Source organism: Streptomyces sp. WMMB 322 (assembly GCF_900090145.1).
Classification (GTDB): Bacteria; Actinomycetota; Actinomycetes; order Streptomycetales; family Streptomycetaceae; genus Streptomyces.
The window spans coordinates 1-17918 of the sequence record NZ_FMHI01000010.1 but is presented as its reverse complement, the minus strand read 5'-3'; the positions used below and the strand labels follow the sequence as shown (position 1 = coordinate 17918).

Genomic DNA, 17918 nt, shown 5'->3' with positions numbered 1-17918 from the left:
GGCGGACTCAGCGCTTTCCGTGGCTGTGGCCATGACGGTCCCCGCCCTTGCCGCCTGCACCCCGGGCACCCGCAGGGGGGTGAGCCTCCGAGTCCGCACCGCTTCGCACGTCGTAGCGCTCGTAGGCGTCGACGATGCGGCTGACGAGCTTGTGACGCACCACGTCGGAGCTGTCGAGGATGCTGAAGTGCACGTCGTCCACGCCGTCGAGGATGTCCCGGACCTGCCGCAGACCGCTCTTCGTGCCGCCCGGAAGGTCGACCTGGGTCACGTCACCGGTGATGACGATCTTCGAGTCGAACCCGAGCCTGGTGAGGAACATCTTCATCTGCTCGGGGTTCGTGTTCTGCGCCTCGTCCAGGATGATGAAGGCGTCATTGAGCGTGTTGTGCGTCAGCAGGTAGTCCTGGGTGACGTAGAGCGAGTCCTCCGCCGCGACCTGGATGCACACCGCTTCCTCGCGGCCCGCCGGCTCGATGCTGTCGATGAAACGCATCGGGCGGCCTCCACCGCCTGCTGCGTGGTACTTGTCCCGCTTCCGTGCCAGGCGGAACGGCTCGATACCTTCGGGGAGCCGGATGTCCACGACGTGAGCGTCGTACCGGTACGACACGTCCCTGCCGCCTGCCCGTCCAGGGGAGCGCCCTGCGGCCGCCCTGCGCCGGGTGTGAGCCACACCGCCGAGGGACTGCACCAGCGACACGACATCGTCGCGGAGCAGGATCGACGTCGTCGTGTACTGGACCCGGCACGTCCGGTCGGTCTGTACAACGGAGCCGCCGTCGGAATCGAGCAGGCCCTGGAGCAGCGCCAGGCGGACCTCCGCCGTGTTGTACAAGTAATCGTCCGGCACGAGCTTCGTGTTCGAGCGGCTGCCCAGCAGATCCAGTTCCCGCATCACACGCGTGACCGGGTTCTCCAGCGTGACGACGTCCCCCGGGCTCTTGACCCGGTTCAGCACGTAGTCGGACCCGCTCTTGTGACGCACCGCGACACCGGGCAGCGATGCCTCCAGGGCCTCGGCGAGTTCCGGGTCCGCCGTGGAGAACGACGGGGTGGTGGACCCGGTCAGACACCCGTGCCCGAGCAGCAGCCCCATGGCGTAGGGATCCATCGGCACGTCCCGCTCGGGGAAGGATGCGGGGGCGGTCAGCATCGGCAGTTCGTACCGGCGGGCGTGCGCGGCACGGAGGTTGCCGATCATGTCCTTGGTCTCCAGAACGCGCCACGGCGTGTTCCGCCGGCGGTCCGAAGCAGTACGGACCGTCCACAGGTGTTCGCCGCAGCACAGCGTCCAGGAGCCGTCCTGGGCGGTGACGCGATAGATGTCCTTCTCGCCCTGCGGATACACCCCGAGCACGGGGGTCGGCTCACCGTTCGACCCGGTGACCAGGTCTCCCACCTGGAGTTCGCCGATCGGCCGCCAGCCGTCGGGCGTCATGACCTTGGTGAAGGCAGGCTGCGCGCGCCCCCGCATATAGGCCAGCGGCGCCACCTCGATCGTCCCGGCAGCCATCAGGCGCGGGATGGAGTCGGGGTCGAGCATGTCGTGAAGGGCGTCGTAGAGGGGACGCAGATAGGGGTCGATCTTCTCGTAGAGCGTGCCGGGCAGGAAGCCGAGCCGCTCGCCCGCCTCGACCGCCGGCCTGGTCAGGATGATCCGGTTGACCTGCTTGGACTGGAGGGCCTGCACGGCCTTTGCCATCGCGAGGTAGGTCTTGCCGGTGCCGGCGGGGCCGATGCCGAAGACGACGGTGTGCTTGTCGATCGCGTCCACGTAACGCTTCTGGTTGAGCGTCTTCGGGCGGATCGTGCGGCCGCGGTTGGAGAGGATGTTCTGCGTGAGCACCTCGGCCGGGGTCTCGCTGGCGGCGCCCGAGCCGTCCTGCTGGTCGCGGAGCATCGAGATGGAGCGCTCGACCGCGTCCTCCGTCATGGGCTGGCCGGTGCGCAGGACCAGCATCATCTCGTCGAAGAGCCGCTGGATGAGATCGACCTCCGCGGCCTCGCCGGACGCGCTGATCTCGTTGCCGCGTACATGGATGTCGGCGGCGGGGAACGCCTGCTCGATCACGCGCAGCAGGGAGTCGCCGGAACCCAGCACCGTCACCATCGGATGCTTGGCCGGGACGGTGAAGCGGGCCGTGGCCTGAGGTGCCTTCGAGGATCCCGCCTGATTCGTCGTTGTCTGCGTCATGGGCGACCCGGGCCGGGCCTTCCTCATCCCTCTCTGTCTCTCCTGGCGATTGGCTTCCAAGAATACGACGCGGCACTGACAAGCCCGAACGCGATTTCGTTGCGGGGACCGGGCTCGCGCCCCGCGTCCGGGTGCGGTGCGGCGGCGTCCGAGCGGGTCATCCGGCCGCGGTGGTGCGGCCGAAGCCGATCGTGGGGAGCGCGCGGCGACGGGGTGCGGAGCCGGGGCATCCCGCAAGGACCGCGTCCAGGAATCCGTACGTGCCCTCGCACGGACCGGCGCCGGCGTGGGCTCCGGGCCGCGACCGGTGTCCGCCCGCCCGGCTCCGCCAGGCGGCGACCTCGGCCCAGCCCGGCGCGGAGAGGGAGCCCCCGAACTCCTGGACGGAGAGCGCCGCCGTGAGCCCGGCGAAGGCCAGCCGGTCGGCGAGGGGCCAGCCCGCGAGGGAGCCCATGACGAAGCCCGCGACGAAGACGTCGCCCGCGCCGGTGGTGTCGAGGGCGTCCACGGGGATGCCGGGGACCTCCGCGGACTCGCCCGTGCGGCCGTCCACGGCGCACGAGCCCTGCGCCCCCAGCGTGACGACCGCGAGCGGCACTCTCTCGCTGAGCGCGCGGGCCGCCGCGCGGGGGCAGTCGGTGCGCGTGTAGCGCATGGCCTCCTCGGCGTTGGGGAGGAAGGCCTCGCAGTGCTCCAGGTCCGGCAGGGCGCCGAGGTCCCAGCGGCCGGTGTCGTCCCAGCCGACGTCGGCGAAGATGCGGCTGCCGCGGCCTGCGGCGGTGGCGAGCCATTCCTGGCCGTCGCCCGGAGCCAGGGACGTGACGCAGGCGCGTGCGGGTGGCGGGCAGCCCGGGGCTTCGGGGTCGATGGGTGCTCCGCCCAGGCCGAGTGCCGAGGGCGGGGCAATGGGCTCTCGGGGCGGTGCCTCGTGCCCGTGGGAGATCATGGTGCGTTCGCCCTCGTACGCCATGGAGACGGTCACGGGAGAGTGCCAGCCGGGAACGGTGTGGGAGAGGGTGAGGTCGATGCCTTCGCCCTTGTCGAGGGCCTCGCGGCAGTAGTCGCCGTACATGTCGTCGCCGAAGGCCGCGGCGAGGGAGGTGCGCAGGCCCAGCCGCGCGAGGGCGGTGGCCATGTTGGCGACGCCGCCGGGGCTGGAGCCCATGCCGCGGGCCCACGTCTCGGTGCCGCGGACGGGGGCGGAGTCGAGGCCGGTGAAGATGATGTCGAGGAAGACGGTGCCGGCCAGGTAGACGTCGCAGGCCGGGTCGCCGGGCGCGCGGACGGCGGCGAGCGGGTCGAAGGGGTGCGTGTGCGTGGGCAGCGTGCCGTGTGTGCGGGTGCCTGCGCCGCCGGGCGGGACGGAGGTTCCGTTTCCGGCCTCCTGCGGCTCCCGCTCCTCCCCATGGTTGTTGCGCGCGCCCGTGCTCACCTTGTACTCCTCCGGCACCTGTACGGCTTCGAGTGGTGACTCCGGTGTACCGCGCCGCTCGGACTCCGGGCCAGCCGGCGGCCCGTTCCGCGTTGTCCGCGTCGCCGGACCGGGCCGGGTGCGGCCCGCGGGGCGGTGCGCCGCGGGCTGCGGTCCGCGTCCCCGGGCGCGTGCGCGTGCGCGGAGGTGAGTGTCACCAGCGGGGAACGGCCGGGGTCACCCATCCGGGATCGGCCCTGCGCATGGCGGCGGCGTCGTCGCGGTCGCGCATCGTTCCGTCGTCCTCCAGCCAGCGGCGGTGCAGGACGGCGAGCTTCTCGCGGTCCACCTCGACGCCGAGGCCGGGTGCGTCGGAGACGTCGAGGCAGCCCTCGCGGAAGGTGAGCCGGCGGGAGAGGACGTCCTCCGACTGCCAGGGGTAGTGACTGTCGCAGGCATGGTCCAGATTCGGGACGGTCGCCGCGACGTGGGTCATCGCGGCGAGCGAGATCCCCAGGTGGGTGTTGGAGTGCATGGACACACCGACGCCGAACGTGCGGCAGACGGCGGCCAGTTCGCGGGTGCGGAGCAGTCCGCCCCAGTAGTGGTGGTCGCTGAGCACGACCTGTACGGCCCCGGTGGCGAACGCTTCCGGGATCTCGGGGAAGGTCGTCACGCACATGTTGGTCGCGAGCGGAATTCCCGACCGGGATGCGACCCGAGCCATGCCGGATGTTCCCGTCGTCGGGTCCTCCAGGTACTCGAGGACATCGCGCAGTTGCTCGGCGACGTCGAGCGAAGTCGGCACGGACCAGGCGCCGTTGGGGTCCAGGCGCAGCGGCGCATCCGGGAGGGCTTCGGCCAGCGCGCGGACGGCGGCGATCTCTTCGGCGGGTTCGTACACGCCGCCCTTGAGCTTGAAGGACCGGAAGCCGTGGTCGCGTGCGAAGCGGCGGGCCTGGGCCACGATTCCGGCGGGGTCTCTCGCGGCGCCCCAGTCGTCGGTCCCGCCCCGGCCGCCGGGGTGCCGGGCCCAGCGGTAGAAGAGGTACGCGCTGTATTCCACGCGGTCGCGCACCTTGTGCCCCAGCAGCGCGTGCACGGGCAGCTCGCGGGCCTTGCCGAGGGCGTCGAGGCAGGCGACTTCGAAGGCCGAGACGACGGAGAGGCGCAGCTTGTCGGCGGTCTGCACGCCGCGCTGTCCGCCGGCGTCGGCGGTGCCCTCGACGCGTGCGGCGTCGATCTTCACGCTGCCGGCGAGGGTGAACAGCCCGTTCAGGTCGGTGACTTGGCGGCCCGGCAGTGCTTCTGCCAGTGGGCGGGCGACGTCCAGGTACTTGGTGTCGCCGTAGGTCTCTCCGAAGCCCGTGGTGCCGCCGGCGGTGACGACCTCGACGATCAGCCGTGCCGCGTAGGGCTGGTGCACGCCCTGGGTGTTGAGGAGGGGCGGGTCGGAGACGAGGACGGGTGTGAGCCGTACGTCGGTGACGGTCAGGTCGGCGGTCAAGGAGCGGCTCCCGGCGCGTCCGTCGGCTGGTGTCTCCGTACGTGGATGGTGTCCACGTACGCGGATGGAGGCTATGGAGCTGAACATCGCCGGTCAATACCGCGCACAGGGCCTGCGGTCCGGCCCCGGCCCCGCACACGCCGCACACGCCGCGCACGCCGCCGCCCCCGCGTCGGCGCTCCGGAGGCGGGAAGCGGCGGCGTGGGGGCGGGGCGCTGCGGGGCTGCTGGGCTGCTGGGCTGCGTTCAGGGTCGGTGCGCGCGGAACGTCACCGTGAGGTCCTGGCCGGGTCGGACTCGTCGACGGCGTCGGTACGGGACTCCGGGACCACGTCGGCGGAACTGCCCGAATCCGCGGGGTCCGCGGGGCCCGCACTCCGCGAGCCGGTCTGTTTCTTGCCCGCGTCCTCCGCGGGTTTGTCCGTCGGGATGCTCTCCGCCGGAAGCTTCTTCGCCGAGGCCGCCGTGGCCCGTGCCGCCGTGGCCCGGGCGGCCGAGAAGTTGCGCTGCTTCAGCCGCCGGACGGCCGGCTCGGTCCAGCGGGCGGTGAGCGGTCCGACGATGACGAGGATGAGGACGTAAGCGGTGGCCAGCGGGCCGATGCGTGGCGCCGCCCCCGCCGCGAGGCCCGCGATGACGATGGAGAACTCGCCTCGCGCGACGAGCGTGCCGCCGGCCCGCCAGCGCCCCGGGGACCTGATGCCCGCCCGGCGCGCGGCGTACCAGCCCGTGGCGATCTTCGTCAGGGTGGTGACGACGGCGAGGATCAGCGCGGGCAGCAGCACGGGCGGAATGTCGGACGGCTCGGTGGACAGACCGAAGAAGACGAAGAAGACCGCGGCGAACAGGTCGCGCAGCGGCGTCAGCAGATTGTGGGCACCCTCGGCCACCTCGTCCGAGAGCGCGATGCCCACGAGGAACGCCCCGACGGCCGCGGAGACCTGGAGTTCCTGGGCGATGCCGGCGACGAGAAGCGTGAGGCCGAGCACGACGAGCAGCAGCATCTCGGCGCTGTCGGAGAGCACCACGCGGCTGATCAGGCGGCCGTGCCGCAGGGCGATGTACAGCACGGCGCCGACGGTGCCGAGCGAGATCAGCAGCGTCACCGCGCCGCCCGCGAGGCTCACACCGGCGAGGATCGCGGTGAGGATCGGCAGATAGACGGCCATCGCCAGGTCCTCGATCACGAGAACGCCGAGGACGACGGGCGTCTCGCGGTTGCCCAGGCGGCCGAGGTCGCCGAGGACCTTGGCGATGACGCCCGACGAGGAGATCCACGTCACGCCGGCCAGCACCACGGCGGCGACCGGGCCCCAGCCCAGCAGCAGCGCGGCCGCGGCGCCCGGCAGCGCGTTGAGGACGAAGTCGACGGCGCCGGAGGGGTATTGGGTCTTGAGGTTGGTGACCAGTTCGGAGGCGCTGTACTCCAGGCCGAGAAGGAGCAGCAGCAGGATGACCCCGATCTCGGCGCCCGTGGCGACGAACTCCTCGCTCGCCTGCAGCGGAAGGAGACCTCCGTGGCCGAAGGCGAGCCCGGCGAGCAGGTAGAGGGGGATCGGGGAGAAGCCGATGCGGCCGGCGAATCTTCCCAGCAGGCCCAGGGCCAGGATGATGGCCCCGAGCTCGATGAGCATGGCGGTGGTGTCGTGCACGGGCGTCGGACCTCCGGGGTCGGGTCAGCAGCGGCGTCCGGCTCGCCCTCGTACGCGACGGCTGGGGGGCTGCGTCACATGCGGAGCGGGTGCCGGGTGGGGCGACGGGCCGGCGGCGGCCGGCGTGCGGGGGCGGGCCGTTCCCCCCGTGCACGTGGGAGGCCGCAGCGGCCTGTGCCGTCGCTGCCGTGCGCGCTGCTGCGCTCGGCGTCCGCACGCGCACGTCCGGCGGCGGGGGGTGCGGGAACGGCGCGCCGACGACGCCGACGAGGGCGGCTTCACGGACCGGCGGTGGGTCGGATGCATCTTGGCCCCCGTCACGTCGGCTTCAGGACCGGTGTACGGGCCGGTCCTTGGGATGGGCGATCACCGCACCAGGGTAATCGATCGGTAAAGCGCCCATACCTCCAGGGCAAAACCCGGAGCATTCCCCGGGCCGTGCGGCCGTCGCCCCGCGCGTGGACGGCGAACCGTCAACTGCGGCCGATGCCCGCGTCCATGGCGCACCGCTGTCCTGCCGGGATGCCCGCGGGGGTGTACGGGCGGGCGGCACCCCGCCCGTACACACCGCACCCGCGGACGGACGGCCGCGGCTCCGGCTCCGGCTCATGCACCGGCTCCGGCTCATGCTCCGGCTTCGGCTCATGCACCGGCTCCGAGGTCAGAAGAGGACCACGGACCGCAGTACGTCCCCGGCGTGCATGCGGTCGAATGCCGCTTCGACCTCGTCGAGGGCGATCCGCTCCGTCACGAACTTCTCCAGGGGCAGGCGCCCTTGCTTGTGCAGGTCGATGAGCATCGGGAAGTCGCGGGAGGGCAGACAGTCGCCGTACCAGGAGGACTTCAGCGAGCCGCCGCGCCCGAAGACGTCCAGCAGCGGAAGCTCCAGGCGCATCTCCGGCGTCGGCACCCCGACCAGCACGACGGTGCCGGCCAAGTCCCGGGCGTAGAAGGCCTGTTCGTAGGTCTCGGGGCGGCCGACGGCCTCGATGACGACGTCCGCGCCGAAGCCGCCGGTCAGTTCCCTGATCGCCTCGACCACGTCTGCGCTTCGGGCGTCGACGGTGTGGGTGGCGCCCATGGACTCGGCCTGACGCAGCTTGCGTTCGTCGACGTCGACGGCGATCACGCGGGAGGCCCCCGCGAGCCGGGCTCCGACGACCGCCGCGTCGCCGACTCCGCCGCAGCCGATCACCGCGACGGAGTCACCACGCCCCACCTGGCCGGTGTTGACGGCGGCACCGATCCCGGCCATCACCCCGCAGCCGAGCAGACCGGCGACGGCGGGGTCGACATCCGGGTCGACCTTGGTGCACTGACCGGCCGCCACGAGGGTCTTCTCCGCGAACGCGCCGATGCCCAGGGCCGGGGAGAGCTTGGTGCCTCCCCCGGAGCCCCCGGAGCCCCCGGCCAGCGTCATCGACTGGGACGCGTTGTGCGTGTCGAAGCAGTACCAGGGGCGCCCGCGGCTGCACGCCCGGCACTGGCCGCACACCGCACGCCAGTTGAGGATCACGAAGTCGCCGGGCTCCACCTCTGTCGTTCCTGGGCCCACGGACTCGACGACGCCCGCGGCCTCGTGGCCGAGGAGGAAGGGGAAGTCGTCGTTGATGCCGCCCTGTTTGTAGTGCAGATCGGTGTGGCAGACGCCGCACGCCTGCACCTTCACCACGGCCTCCCCGGGGCCGGGGTCCGGCACCAGGACGGTCTCCACGCGTACCGGTTCGTCCTTGCCCGGCGCGACGACGCCGCGCACCTCCTGTGACATCCGGACCCTCCGTACTAGGCCCGCGGCCACCCCGTCGTGACCGCGGATTGTCGGTTGCGCCCAACTGTGCCGCCCGGGAGACGAACCGTCGACCACGCGGAAGGGTGTCGCCCCTGCCGCCGACACCATGCGCGCCCGCGCCCGGCGAGGCCCGCGGCGGACTTCCGCGGAAACGCATTCGGCTTCGCGGGCGCAGCGGGCGAGGATGTAGCGGCGAGGGGGCGCACACGTACGGGCCGCAGGAGTCCGCCCGCCCCGGAGGAGGAGCGAAGCATCGATGAGCAGCAGTCCGACGGCTGAAGACCCGGCGTCCCGGGGCAGCGGTCCCGTGACGCTCGAGGACGTCCGCGCCGCTGCCGGCCGGCTGAAGGGAGCCGCGCACCGCACGCCGGTGCTCCACTCCCGCACCCTGGACCGGCTGGTGGGCGCGGAGGTCCACCTCAAGTGCGAGAACTTCCAGCGGATAGGGGCGTTCAAGTTCCGCGGCGCCTACAACGCACTCTCCCAGCTGCCCTCCGAGCAGCTGGCGAACGGCGTCGCGGCCTACTCCTCCGGCAATCACGCGCAGGCCGTCGCCCTCGCGGCCCGCGAGCTGGGCAGCAGGGCGGTCATCGTGATGCCCGAGGACACGCCGCCCTCCAAGATGGACGCCACGGCCGACTACGGCGCCGAGATCGTCACCTACGACCGCTACACCGAGGTACGGGAGGTCATCGGCAGGCGCGTGGCCGAGGAGCGGAAGCTGGCCCTGGTGCCTCCGTACGAGCATCCGCACATCATCGCGGGCCAGGGCACCGCCGCGCTGGAACTGCTCGAGGAGACCGGGGAGTTGGACGCCCTCCTCGTCCCGGTGGGCGGAGGCGGACTGGCCGCCGGCTCGGCGACGGTGGCGAGGGCACTGTATCCGCGGCTGCGCGTCCTCGGCATCGAGCCGGAGGCGGGCGACGACACGCGCCGCTCACTGGCCGAGGGCAGCCGGATCGAGCTGGACGCGGTGCCGCGCACCATCGCGGACGGGCAGGCCGCCACGACACCGGGCGAGCTGACCTTCTCGATCAACCGGCGCCTGCTGGCGGGCGTGGAGCTGGTGAGCGACGAGGAGATCCGGGCGGCCATGCGGTTCGCCTTCGAGAGGCTGAAGATCGTGATCGAGCCGAGCGGGGCGACGGGGCTGGCGGCCCTGCTCGCGGGGCGGATCGACCCGGTTCCGGCCCGGGTGGGGGTCATCATCTCCGGCGGCAACGTCGGCACGAAGCGCTTCCTGGAACTGATGGAAGAGAGCCCGCAGGGCTCCTGACCACAAGGGCCGGAGGGCTCCTGACTCACCGGGGCCGGACGGCCGCAGAACCCGGAGGGCTCCTGACCCACGGAGCCCCGAGGGCTCCCGGACGGGGCGGCGCCGTCGTGGGGCGGGCCGCTCACACCGCTCGCGGACGGCGAACGGCCGGCACCTGGGCAGGAGGTGCCGGCCGTCCCTACTCGGCGAGCCGCCCTGTGCCGCCGAGGCTTTTTGGGGGTGCGCGGTGCCGATCGGCCCGGGTCCGGCCGGCCGGTGGGCCGGCCGGACTCAGCGGGTCACTGGCAGCCCGCCGCCTGGAGACGCTGCTGGATGTTGTCGATGACGGCTTGCCGGTTGGCGATCCTCGCTTCCGACTGGGCGTCGGGGTTCGCCTGCTGCTGGGCGATGAAGTTCTCGTTGTTCGCGAGGGCCTGTTCGAGCCCCGCGCAGTTCTCCGTCGCCGCCTGGCTCGTGCCGACGGTCACCGCCGCGATTCCGACCGCGAGCACGGCGGCTCCGACACCAGCGGCGGCCTTGACCTTCAGGCTGCTCTTCCGCTTCCGGGACATTGGATGCTCCAGTTCTGAGAGGAACGCCCCCACACCGGTCCCGAAGGTACGTACAAACTGCGGGCGTTGCAGAGTTGTTATCAGGGATCAGCAAGGAACTTGACGCGGACTCACGGGGCGTCCGCAGCACGGCGGGCATCACCGGCCGTGAGTCCCCCGGCGTCAAGGCCGCACGAGGACGCGGCCGGAAGCGGCCCGATGCGGCCCCCGGACGCGGCCGGGGCTCCGGGCTCCGGGCTCCGGGCTCCGGGCTCCGGGCTCCGGGAGCGCCGTGGAAGCACGCGCTCAGGCACGCCTCTTCGGCACGGGAATCCGCGTCAGGTCCTCCGCCACCGTCAACTCCCCCTCGAACCCTGCCAGACGGGCCTGCCGCGCGAAGAGTGAGGCGTCCGGGTACCGCTGCGAGAAATGAGTGAGGACGAGGCTGCGCACACCCGCCTCCGCCGCCGCCCGGCCCGCCTGACCGGCCGTGAGGTGGCCGTACTCCTCGGCGAGCGCCGCGTCCTCGTCCAGGAATGTGGACTCGATGACGAGCAGGTCGCAGTCCTCTGCGAGGGCGAGCACCCCGTCGCACATCCGGGTGTCCATCACGAATGCGAACCGCTGCCCCGGACGGGGCTCGCTGACCTCCTCCAGCCGTACGCCGCGCAGTTCGCCCGTGCGCTTCAGCCTGGCGATGTCGGGGCCGCCGATGCCGCGTGCCTCAAGCCGCTCGGGGAGCATGCGGCGCGAGTCCGGCTCGGTGAGCCGGTAGCCGTACGCCTCGACGGGGTGCGAGAGGCGGTGCGCGAAGAGCGAGAAGGGAGGGGCCCCCTGGGCTTCCGGCGCAGCCGCGGTGCCGGTGCCCGTGCCGTTGCCGGAGGAGCCGTCCGCCGGTGCCGCTGCCGTCAACTCGCCCGTGGCGGCGACGGGTTCCTGTCGCAGCCGTACGGTCTCGCGGTACGCGGTCGCGTGGCGCAGGCGCTCGAAGTACTGCTCGCCGCTCGCGGGATAGTGCGCCGTCACGGTGTGCGGCAGCCGGTCCAGGTTGATGCGCTGGATGACACCGGCCAGTCCCAGTGAGTGGTCACCGTGGAAGTGGGTTACGCAGATCCTGTTCAGGGCGTGTACGGAGACGCCGGCGCGCAGCATCTGGCGCTGGGTGCCCTCCCCGGGGTCGAAGAGGATGCCGTGGCCGTCCCACAGCAGCACGTAGCCGTTGTGGTTGCGTTGCCGGGTCGGGACCTGGCTGGCGGTGCCCAGCACGACCAGTTCGCGTGAGGACATCTGTGTACGGCCGGCGGCTCAGCCGGGCGGCCAGTTGAAGCCGCGGCCGCCGAGCACGTGGGCGTGCGCGTGGAAGACGGTCTGCCCGGCTCCGGAACCGGTGTTGAAGACGACGCGGTATCCGGTGCCCGGTCCGGCCTCGTCGGCGACGATGTTCTCGGCGGCGGCGACCTCGCCCGCTTCGAGCAGCAGGTCCACGGCGAGCTGCGGCTCGGCCGCCGCGAGGGAGACGGCGTCGGGGTAGTGCGCCTTGGGGATCACGAGGACATGCGTGGGCGCCTGCGGGTTGATGTCGCGGAACGCGACGGTCGTCTGCGACTCCCGTACCACCGTCGCCGGGACCTCGCCGGCGACGATCTTGCAGAACAGGCAGTCGGCCTGCGGTTCTCCAGCCATGCGGGGGATGCTACCTGTGCTCGCCGCAACCGCACCCTCCCGAATCACCGCTCCCGGCGGGGCACACCGGGGGCCCGGGCGGCCGGTCGGGATGCCGGGACAGGTCCGGGCCCGGCGGCGCCCTTCAGTCCCAGCGTCCGGTGCGGCCCAGCAGCAGGGCCGTCGCCGCAGTGCCGGCCGTGGAGGTGCGCAGCACGCTCGCACCGAGCCGGCACGTCCACGCGCCGGCGTCGGCGAACGCCGCCAACTCCTGAGCGGACACGCCGCCTTCGGGCCCGACGACCAGCACGATGCCGCCGTCCGGGGGCAGTTCGGCAGTGGCCAGCGGCAGATCTCCCTCCTCGTGCAGGACGACGCCGAGAGCCGCTTCCCGGAGCAGCTCCGCCACCTGTGCGGTCGTGGCCGGATCCGCGACCTGGGGGAAGCGCAGGCGCCGCGACTGCTTGCCGGCCTCGCGCGCCGTGGAGCGCCACTTCGCCAGGGACTTGAGGCCGCGCTCGCCCTTCCACTGCGTCACGCAGCGGGACGCCGCCCACGGCACGATCGCATCGGCCCCCGTCTCCGTCATCGTCTCCACGGCGAGCTCCCCGCGGTCGCCCTTCGGGAGGGCCTGTACGACGGTGATGCGGGGGCGGGGCTCGGGCTCCGCGCGTACCGAGGTGACGTCCACTTCCAGGCGGTCCTTGCCGGAGACGGCCGTCACCGTGCCGTACGCGCCGGTGCCCGCGCCGTCCGTGAGCACGACGTCCTCACCGGGGCGCAGCCGCCGTACCGACACCGCGTGCCGGCCCTCGGGGCCCTCCAGCACGAGCGTGCCGCCCTCCCGCCCTGCCACCTCCGCGAGCCGGTCCGGGTCGGCCAGGAAGACGGCCGCGCTCATACGGGGCCGTCCCCTGGGCCTGCGGCCCGGGGAGACCCCAAGGCCGGCCCGCCCTGCTTCGCGAGCCATTCGCGTGCCATCGCCAGCTCCGTGACCAGCACATCCATCAGCTGCGCGGCCGGCAGGTCACGTGCGAGCCGATGCCCCTGGCCCGCCCACAGCGCCATGCCCTGGGGGTCCTTCGCGCGGGCCGCGGCCTTGCGCACGCCGGCGGTCAGGTGGTGCACCTGCGGATAGGCGGCCGGCGCGTACGGGCCGTGCTCGCGCAGGAAACGGTTGACGAGCGCACGGCCGGGCCGCCCGGTGAACGCACGGGTCAACTCGGTACGTGCGAAGAGCGGGTTGGTCATGGCCTGCTTGTGCATGACGTCGGCGCCGGACTCGGGGCAGACGAGGAACGCCGTGCCGAGCTGGGCGGCGCTCGCACCCGCGGCGAGCACCGCCGCGATCTGCTTGCCGCGCATCAGTCCCCCCGCCGCGACGACCGGCAGCCGCACGGCCTCCTTGACCTGCACCAGCAGGGAGAGCAACCCGAGGCCGCTGCCCGTCCCGTCCGCCTGCGGATCGTCGCGGTGGGTGCTCTGGTGGCCTCCCGCCTCGACACCCTGCACGCACACGGCGTCCGCCCCCAGGAACTCCGCGGTCTGCGCCTCGTTGACGGAGGTGACGGTGACGACGGTGTACGTCCCGCGCTTGGTGAAGCGCTCCAGAACAGGCTGGGTCGGGCAGCCGAAGGTGAACGAGACGACGGGCACGGGGTCGTCGAAGAGTATGGCGAGCTTCGCTTCGTAGGCGTCGTCGGTCGCGTGATCGGTCTCGCCGAGTTCGGTCTCGAACCACGCCGCCTCATCGGCTAGTTGAGCGCGGTAGCGCTCAAGTGCCCCCGAGTCGGCGTTGTCGGGCTGCGGCATGAACAGATTGACGCCGAAGAGGCGTTGGGTCTGCCCGCGCAGCTGCTTGATCTCCTCGTACATCGCCTCCGGCGTCTTGTAGCCGGCTGCGAGGAAGCCCAGTCCGCCCGCCTCGCTCACGTTCGCGGCCAGCTCCGGGGTCGAAGGCCCGCCCGCCATGGGGGCCTGCACAATCGGATGCTCCGTGAGATCGGAGAACGGGATCGATGCGGAGGGCATGCGCACATCCTGTCACGCGGCACCCCGCCGCCCCGTCCCGGTCCTGTCCTGGGGCGGGACCGCGGGCGGCGAAGGGACCGACGGAGGCGTGCGACCCGCCGGAGACCGCCGACTCCGGCTCCGGCTCCGGCACGGCAGCTTCCGTCCCGGCAGCTTCAGCTTCCGGCCCGGCCGGGCCGGGCCGGGCGGGGCCGGAGAGGAAACCGGCAACGTTCCCGCGGGCTCAGGGCCTTCGGGATTGCGGACTCCGTGTGAATTCCGCGGCCCCGCGCTCGAGTTCCGTCCGCGAGTTCCGTCCACGATTTCCGTCCGGGCGGGGCACGGAAGCGGCCCGTACCGGGGACCCCCGGGAGCTACCGGGGCCCGGTGCGTGTCAGCGGCCGTTGAAGGCGTCCTTGAGCCGCGAGAACAGCCCCTGCTGCCCGGGCTGGAACTGACCCGTCGGCCGCTCCTCGCCCCGCATCTCCGCAAGCCGGCGCAGCAGCTCCTCCTGCTCGGGCTCCAGGTTGGCCGGCGTCGTCACCTCGACGTGGACGATGAGCTGACCGCGCCCGCCGCCTCGCAGATGCGTGACGCCGCGCTCGTGCAGGGGGATCGACTGCCCGGACTGTGTGCCCGGCCGGATGTCGACCTCCTCCAGGCCGTCCAGCGTCTCCAGGGGCACCTTCGTACCGAGGGCGGCGGCCGTCATCGGGATGGTGACCGTGCAGTGCAGGTCGTCGCCGCGGCGCTGGAAGACCGGGTGCGCGGTCTCGTGGATCTCCACGTACAGGTCGCCGGCAGGGCCGCCGCCGGGACCGACCTCGCCCTCGCCCGCGAGCTGGATGCGGGTGCCGTTGTCGACACCGGCGGGGATCTTGACCGTCAGGCTGCGGCGCGAGCGGATGCGCCCGTCGCCGGCGCACTCGGGGCAGGGGCTGGGCACGACCGTGCCGAAGCCCTGGCACTGCGGACACGGACGCGACGTCATCACCTGGCCGAGGAAGGACCGGGTGACCTGGGAGACCTCTCCCCTGCCGCGGCACATGTCGCACGTCTGCGCCGAGGTGCCCGGCGCGGCTCCCTCGCCGTTGCAGGTGTTGCAGACGACGGCCGTGTCGACCTGGATCTCCTTCGTCGTACCGAAGGCCGACTCCTCCAGGTCGATGTCGAGCCGGATCATGGCGTCCTGGCCGCGGCGCGTGCGCGACCTCGGCCCGCGCTGCGAGGCGGTGCCGAAGAAGGCGTCCATGATGTCGGAGAAGTTGCCGAAGCCGCCCGCTCCGCCGAAGCCGCCGCCTCCGCCGGCGGCACCGGCCGCCGGGTCGCCGCCGAGGTCGTAGACCTGCTTCTTCTGCGGGTCGGAGAGGATCTCGTAGGCGGTGTTGATCTCCTTGAACCGCTCCTGCGTCTTCGGGTCGGGATTGACGTCAGGGTGGAGTTCCCGCGCGAGCCTGCGGAAGGCCTTCTTGATGTCGTCCTGCGAGGCGTCGCGCTGCACGCCGAGGACCGCGTAGTAGTCCGTCGCCACTTACGACTCCGCGAGGATCTGTCCGACGTACCGTGCCACTGCGCGTACAGCTCCCATCGTTCCGGGGTAGTCCATGCGGGTCGGGCCGACCACGCCGAGCTTGGCGACTGCTTCGTCGCCCGAACCGTAGCCGACCGAAACCACCGACGTGGAACTCAGTCCTTCGTGGGCGTTCTCATGCCCGATTCGTACGGTCATGCCCGGGTCCTTGGCCTCCCCGAGCAGCTTCAGCAGCACGACCTGCTCCTCCAGGGCCTCCAGCACGGGCCGGATGGTCAGCGGGAAGTCGTGGCCGAAGCGGGTGAGGTTGGAGGTGCCGCCGATGATCAGGCGTTCCTCGGTCTCCTCCACGAGCGTCTCCAGCAGGGTGGCCAGCACCGTGGAGACCGTGCCGCGGTCGTCGCCCTCGAACGCGTCCGGGAGATCCTGCACGAGGGAGGGCACCTCGGTGAAACGCTGTCCCACCACGCGGCTGTTGAGGCGGGCTCGCAGGTCCGCCAGCGCGGAGTCGCCGATGGGCGCCTGGCAGTCGATCAGCCGCTGCTCGACGCGGCCGGTGTCGGTGATCAGCACCAGCATCAGCCGGGCCGGCGCGAGGGAGAGCAACTCCACATGCCGCACCGTCGACCTCGTCAGCGACGGGTACTGCACGACGGCGACCTGCCGCGTCAGCTGCGCCAGCAGCCGCACCGTGCGCCCCACCACGTCGTCGAGATCGACGGCGCCCTCCAGGAAGTTCTGGATGGCGCGGCGCTCGGGAGGTGAGAGCGGCTTCACACCGGCGAGCTTGTCGACGAAGAGGCGGTAGCCCTTGTCGGTCGGGATGCGCCCGGCGCTGGTGTGCGGCTGAGCGATGTAGCCCTCGTCCTCGAGGACGGCCATGTCGTTGCGCACCGTGGCCGGTGACACCTGGAGGTTGTGCCGCTCCGTGAGGGCCTTGGAGCCCACGGGCTCCTCGGTACCGACATAGTCCTGGACGATCGCGCGCAGCACCTCGAGTCTGCGTTCACTCAGCATCGCGCACCTCCCGTCCGGCCTCATGTCTGCTTGCGGCCTGCTCTCAGGGCCGCCGACGCCATCCGTCCCCCGGCGCCTCTCCGGCGTCCCTGGCACTCTCGTCAGCGGAGTGCCAGATCCACCGGCTAAGTGTACGGCCGGTTCCCGCGACATGGGCAAGAGCCGTCAGTAATGACCGTATCGCGGTGCCGCGCTGCCGGGTACGTCCCAGTAACGTCGTCACATGGCCTCGCACAGGGACGCAGACCGCGAAGACCGCCCAGGAGCGGGCCCCTGGGAAGAGCTGGCACCCGGCGTCGTGCGGTGCAGGCTCCCCGGCTGGGACGCGACGGCGGGTGCCGTGCGCGGCAAGGCAGGAGTGCTCGTCGTCGACACCGGATCGGGTGTCGCGGAGGGCGCGGAGATCCGCGAAGGGCTGCACCGCCTCTTCGGACTGCCGGTGACGCACGCCGCGCTCACGCACTCCCACTTCGACCACGTCTTCGGCACGGCGTCGTTCGAGGGTGCCCACGTGTACGGGGCGCAGGGGCTCGGCGGGTATCTCGCGGACGCACGCGAGGAGTTGCGGCAGGACGCGGTGCGGCACGGCATGGCTGCGGACGTGGCGGCGGAAGCCGCGGAGCGGCTGGTTCCGCCGGGGCACGGCGTCTCCGAGCAGCTCACGATGGTGCCGGGCGAGCGGGAGGTACGCCTGGTGAACATGGGCCCGGCACACAGCGCGTTCGATCTGGCGGTGGTCGTGGGCGGCCGGGACGGCGGTCCCCCCATCGTCTTCTGCGGCGACCTCGTCGAGGAGTCCGGCGAACCGCAGGCCGGGCCCGATGCCAGCCCGGCGCGGTGGCCGGCGGCCCTCGACCGGCTGCTGGCGCTCGGCGGTGAGGACGCGCTGTACGTCCCGGGGCACGGCGCGGTCGTCGGCGCCGGCTTCGTACGGGCCCAACGGGAGGCCCTGGCAGAACGTTTCGGGCTGTCGTCAACTTGACCCGGCTCTAAAGGGCCGGGCTTGGAGGTAGTGCCCAGCTGGCTGCTGGGGTGGACTCCTCCGTCCAGACACCCCGTTATGGGGTGGCAGGGACGCGTGACTCACGCCCCGCATTCCACACGCTCTCGCCACGGGTGGCGATGTTGTGGGAAGCATTCCGGTCGGCGTGGGCAACGACCCCGCACCCTCGGCAGATGAATAGCCCCTGGTCGATACGGTTGCGTTTGTCGACGTGGCCGCACTCGGCGCACGTCTGCGACGTGTACGCGGGATCAACGAAGACCAGGGGCACACCGGCCCGCTTGGCCTTGTAGACGATGAAGTCTCCGAGCTGGGCGAAGGCCCAGGAGTGGAG

Annotated in this window: 15 protein-coding genes; 2 read left to right on the top strand and 13 right to left on the bottom strand. The window is 72.1% G+C overall.

The annotated features are described in order from the left end of the window. Positions 1-7 precede the first annotated feature (7 nt). The 5 genes from H180DRAFT_RS16875 to H180DRAFT_RS16855 all read right to left on the bottom strand — a co-directional run bounded on the left by H180DRAFT_RS16875 (position 8) and on the right by H180DRAFT_RS16855 (position 8534). Entirely contained in the window at positions 8-2197 is a 2190-nt protein-coding gene (locus H180DRAFT_RS16875) for a PhoH family protein (protein WP_074466849.1), read from the bottom strand. Between the two features lie 157 nt (positions 2198-2354). Continuing rightward, a complete protein-coding gene (locus H180DRAFT_RS16870; RefSeq protein ID WP_055487066.1) occupies positions 2355-3521 on the bottom strand; it encodes a carbohydrate kinase family protein in 1167 nt (388 codons plus the stop codon). Positions 3522-3822: 301 nt separating this feature from the next. Next, positions 3823-5115, bottom strand: a complete 1293-nt coding sequence (locus H180DRAFT_RS16865) for a glucarate dehydratase family protein (protein WP_055486915.1) — start codon at positions 5113-5115, stop codon at positions 3823-3825. A 268-nt stretch (positions 5116-5383) separates the two neighbouring features. Continuing rightward, positions 5384-6766, bottom strand: a complete 1383-nt coding sequence (locus tag H180DRAFT_RS16860) for a cation:proton antiporter (RefSeq protein ID WP_079100169.1) — start codon at positions 6764-6766, stop codon at positions 5384-5386. Between the two features lie 661 nt (positions 6767-7427). Next, complete coding sequence (locus H180DRAFT_RS16855) at positions 7428-8534, bottom strand: S-(hydroxymethyl)mycothiol dehydrogenase (protein ID WP_055486914.1); 1107 nt, start codon at positions 8532-8534, stop codon at positions 7428-7430. 277 nt (positions 8535-8811) lie between these two features. On the opposite strand from H180DRAFT_RS16855, the gene H180DRAFT_RS16850 reads away from it, so the two are divergent. After that, positions 8812-9831 carry a pyridoxal-phosphate dependent enzyme gene (locus H180DRAFT_RS16850; protein ID WP_055486913.1) on the top strand — a complete coding sequence of 340 codons (1020 nt, stop codon included), beginning with the start codon at positions 8812-8814 and terminating at the stop codon, positions 9829-9831. 278 nt (positions 9832-10109) lie between these two features. On the opposite strand, the gene H180DRAFT_RS16845 is transcribed toward H180DRAFT_RS16850, so the two are convergent. The 7 genes from H180DRAFT_RS16845 to hrcA all read right to left on the bottom strand — a co-directional run bounded on the left by H180DRAFT_RS16845 (position 10110) and on the right by hrcA (position 16581). Next, positions 10110-10382, bottom strand: a complete 273-nt coding sequence (locus H180DRAFT_RS16845; RefSeq protein WP_055486912.1) for a hypothetical protein — start codon at positions 10380-10382, stop codon at positions 10110-10112. A gap of 285 nt (positions 10383-10667) precedes the next feature. Beyond that, on the bottom strand, positions 10668-11648 hold the full coding sequence (locus tag H180DRAFT_RS16840; protein ID WP_055486911.1) for a ribonuclease Z: 981 nt from the start codon (positions 11646-11648) through the stop codon (positions 10668-10670). Positions 11649-11666: 18 nt separating this feature from the next. Then, positions 11667-12044, bottom strand: a complete 378-nt coding sequence (locus H180DRAFT_RS16835; RefSeq protein ID WP_055486910.1) for a histidine triad nucleotide-binding protein — start codon at positions 12042-12044, stop codon at positions 11667-11669. A 124-nt stretch (positions 12045-12168) separates the two neighbouring features. Beyond that, entirely contained in the window at positions 12169-12924 is a 756-nt protein-coding gene (locus H180DRAFT_RS16830; protein WP_055486909.1) for a 16S rRNA (uracil(1498)-N(3))-methyltransferase, read from the bottom strand. Next, positions 12921-14054 (bottom strand): nitronate monooxygenase, encoded by a 1134-nt coding sequence (locus H180DRAFT_RS16825; RefSeq protein ID WP_055486908.1) that lies wholly within the window; start codon positions 14052-14054, stop codon positions 12921-12923. The genes H180DRAFT_RS16830 and H180DRAFT_RS16825 overlap by 4 nt, the downstream gene beginning before the upstream one ends. 373 nt (positions 14055-14427) lie before the next feature. Then, entirely contained in the window at positions 14428-15564 is a 1137-nt protein-coding gene (gene dnaJ / locus H180DRAFT_RS16820) for a molecular chaperone DnaJ (RefSeq protein WP_055486907.1), read from the bottom strand. Continuing rightward, positions 15565-16581: a heat-inducible transcriptional repressor HrcA gene (gene hrcA / locus H180DRAFT_RS16815; protein WP_055486906.1), complete on the bottom strand. Its 1017-nt coding sequence runs from the start codon at positions 16579-16581 to the stop codon at positions 15565-15567. A gap of 223 nt (positions 16582-16804) precedes the next feature. On the opposite strand from hrcA, the gene H180DRAFT_RS16810 reads away from it, so the two are divergent. Then, positions 16805-17563, top strand: a complete 759-nt coding sequence (locus tag H180DRAFT_RS16810; RefSeq protein WP_055486905.1) for an MBL fold metallo-hydrolase — start codon at positions 16805-16807, stop codon at positions 17561-17563. Positions 17564-17639: 76 nt separating this feature from the next. Here H180DRAFT_RS16810 and H180DRAFT_RS16805 read toward each other — a convergent pair. Beyond that, positions 17640-17918: zinc ribbon domain-containing protein (locus tag H180DRAFT_RS16805; RefSeq protein ID WP_139151401.1), on the bottom strand; the 279-nt coding region annotated here is incomplete at its 5' end.

Excerpts from the sequence above, each read along its gene's own strand:
- H180DRAFT_RS16875 (WP_074466849.1), bottom strand. The coding sequence starts at position 2,197 with ATGACGCAGACAACGACGAATCAGGCGGGATCCTCGAAGGCACCTCAG.
- H180DRAFT_RS16855 (WP_055486914.1), bottom strand. The coding sequence starts at position 8,534 with ATGTCACAGGAGGTGCGCGGCGTCGTCGCGCCGGGCAAGGACGAACCG.
- H180DRAFT_RS16850 (WP_055486913.1), top strand. The coding sequence starts at position 8,812 with ATGAGCAGCAGTCCGACGGCTGAAGACCCGGCGTCCCGGGGCAGCGGT.
- H180DRAFT_RS16845 (WP_055486912.1), bottom strand. The coding sequence starts at position 10,382 with ATGTCCCGGAAGCGGAAGAGCAGCCTGAAGGTCAAGGCCGCCGCTGGT.
- H180DRAFT_RS16840 (WP_055486911.1), bottom strand. The coding sequence starts at position 11,648 with ATGTCCTCACGCGAACTGGTCGTGCTGGGCACCGCCAGCCAGGTCCCG.
- H180DRAFT_RS16835 (WP_055486910.1), bottom strand. The coding sequence starts at position 12,044 with ATGGCTGGAGAACCGCAGGCCGACTGCCTGTTCTGCAAGATCGTCGCC.
- H180DRAFT_RS16830 (WP_055486909.1), bottom strand. The coding sequence starts at position 12,924 with ATGAGCGCGGCCGTCTTCCTGGCCGACCCGGACCGGCTCGCGGAGGTG.
- H180DRAFT_RS16825 (WP_055486908.1), bottom strand. The coding sequence starts at position 14,054 with ATGCCCTCCGCATCGATCCCGTTCTCCGATCTCACGGAGCATCCGATT.
- hrcA (WP_055486906.1), bottom strand. The coding sequence starts at position 16,581 with ATGCTGAGTGAACGCAGACTCGAGGTGCTGCGCGCGATCGTCCAGGAC.
- H180DRAFT_RS16810 (WP_055486905.1), top strand. The coding sequence starts at position 16,805 with ATGGCCTCGCACAGGGACGCAGACCGCGAAGACCGCCCAGGAGCGGGC.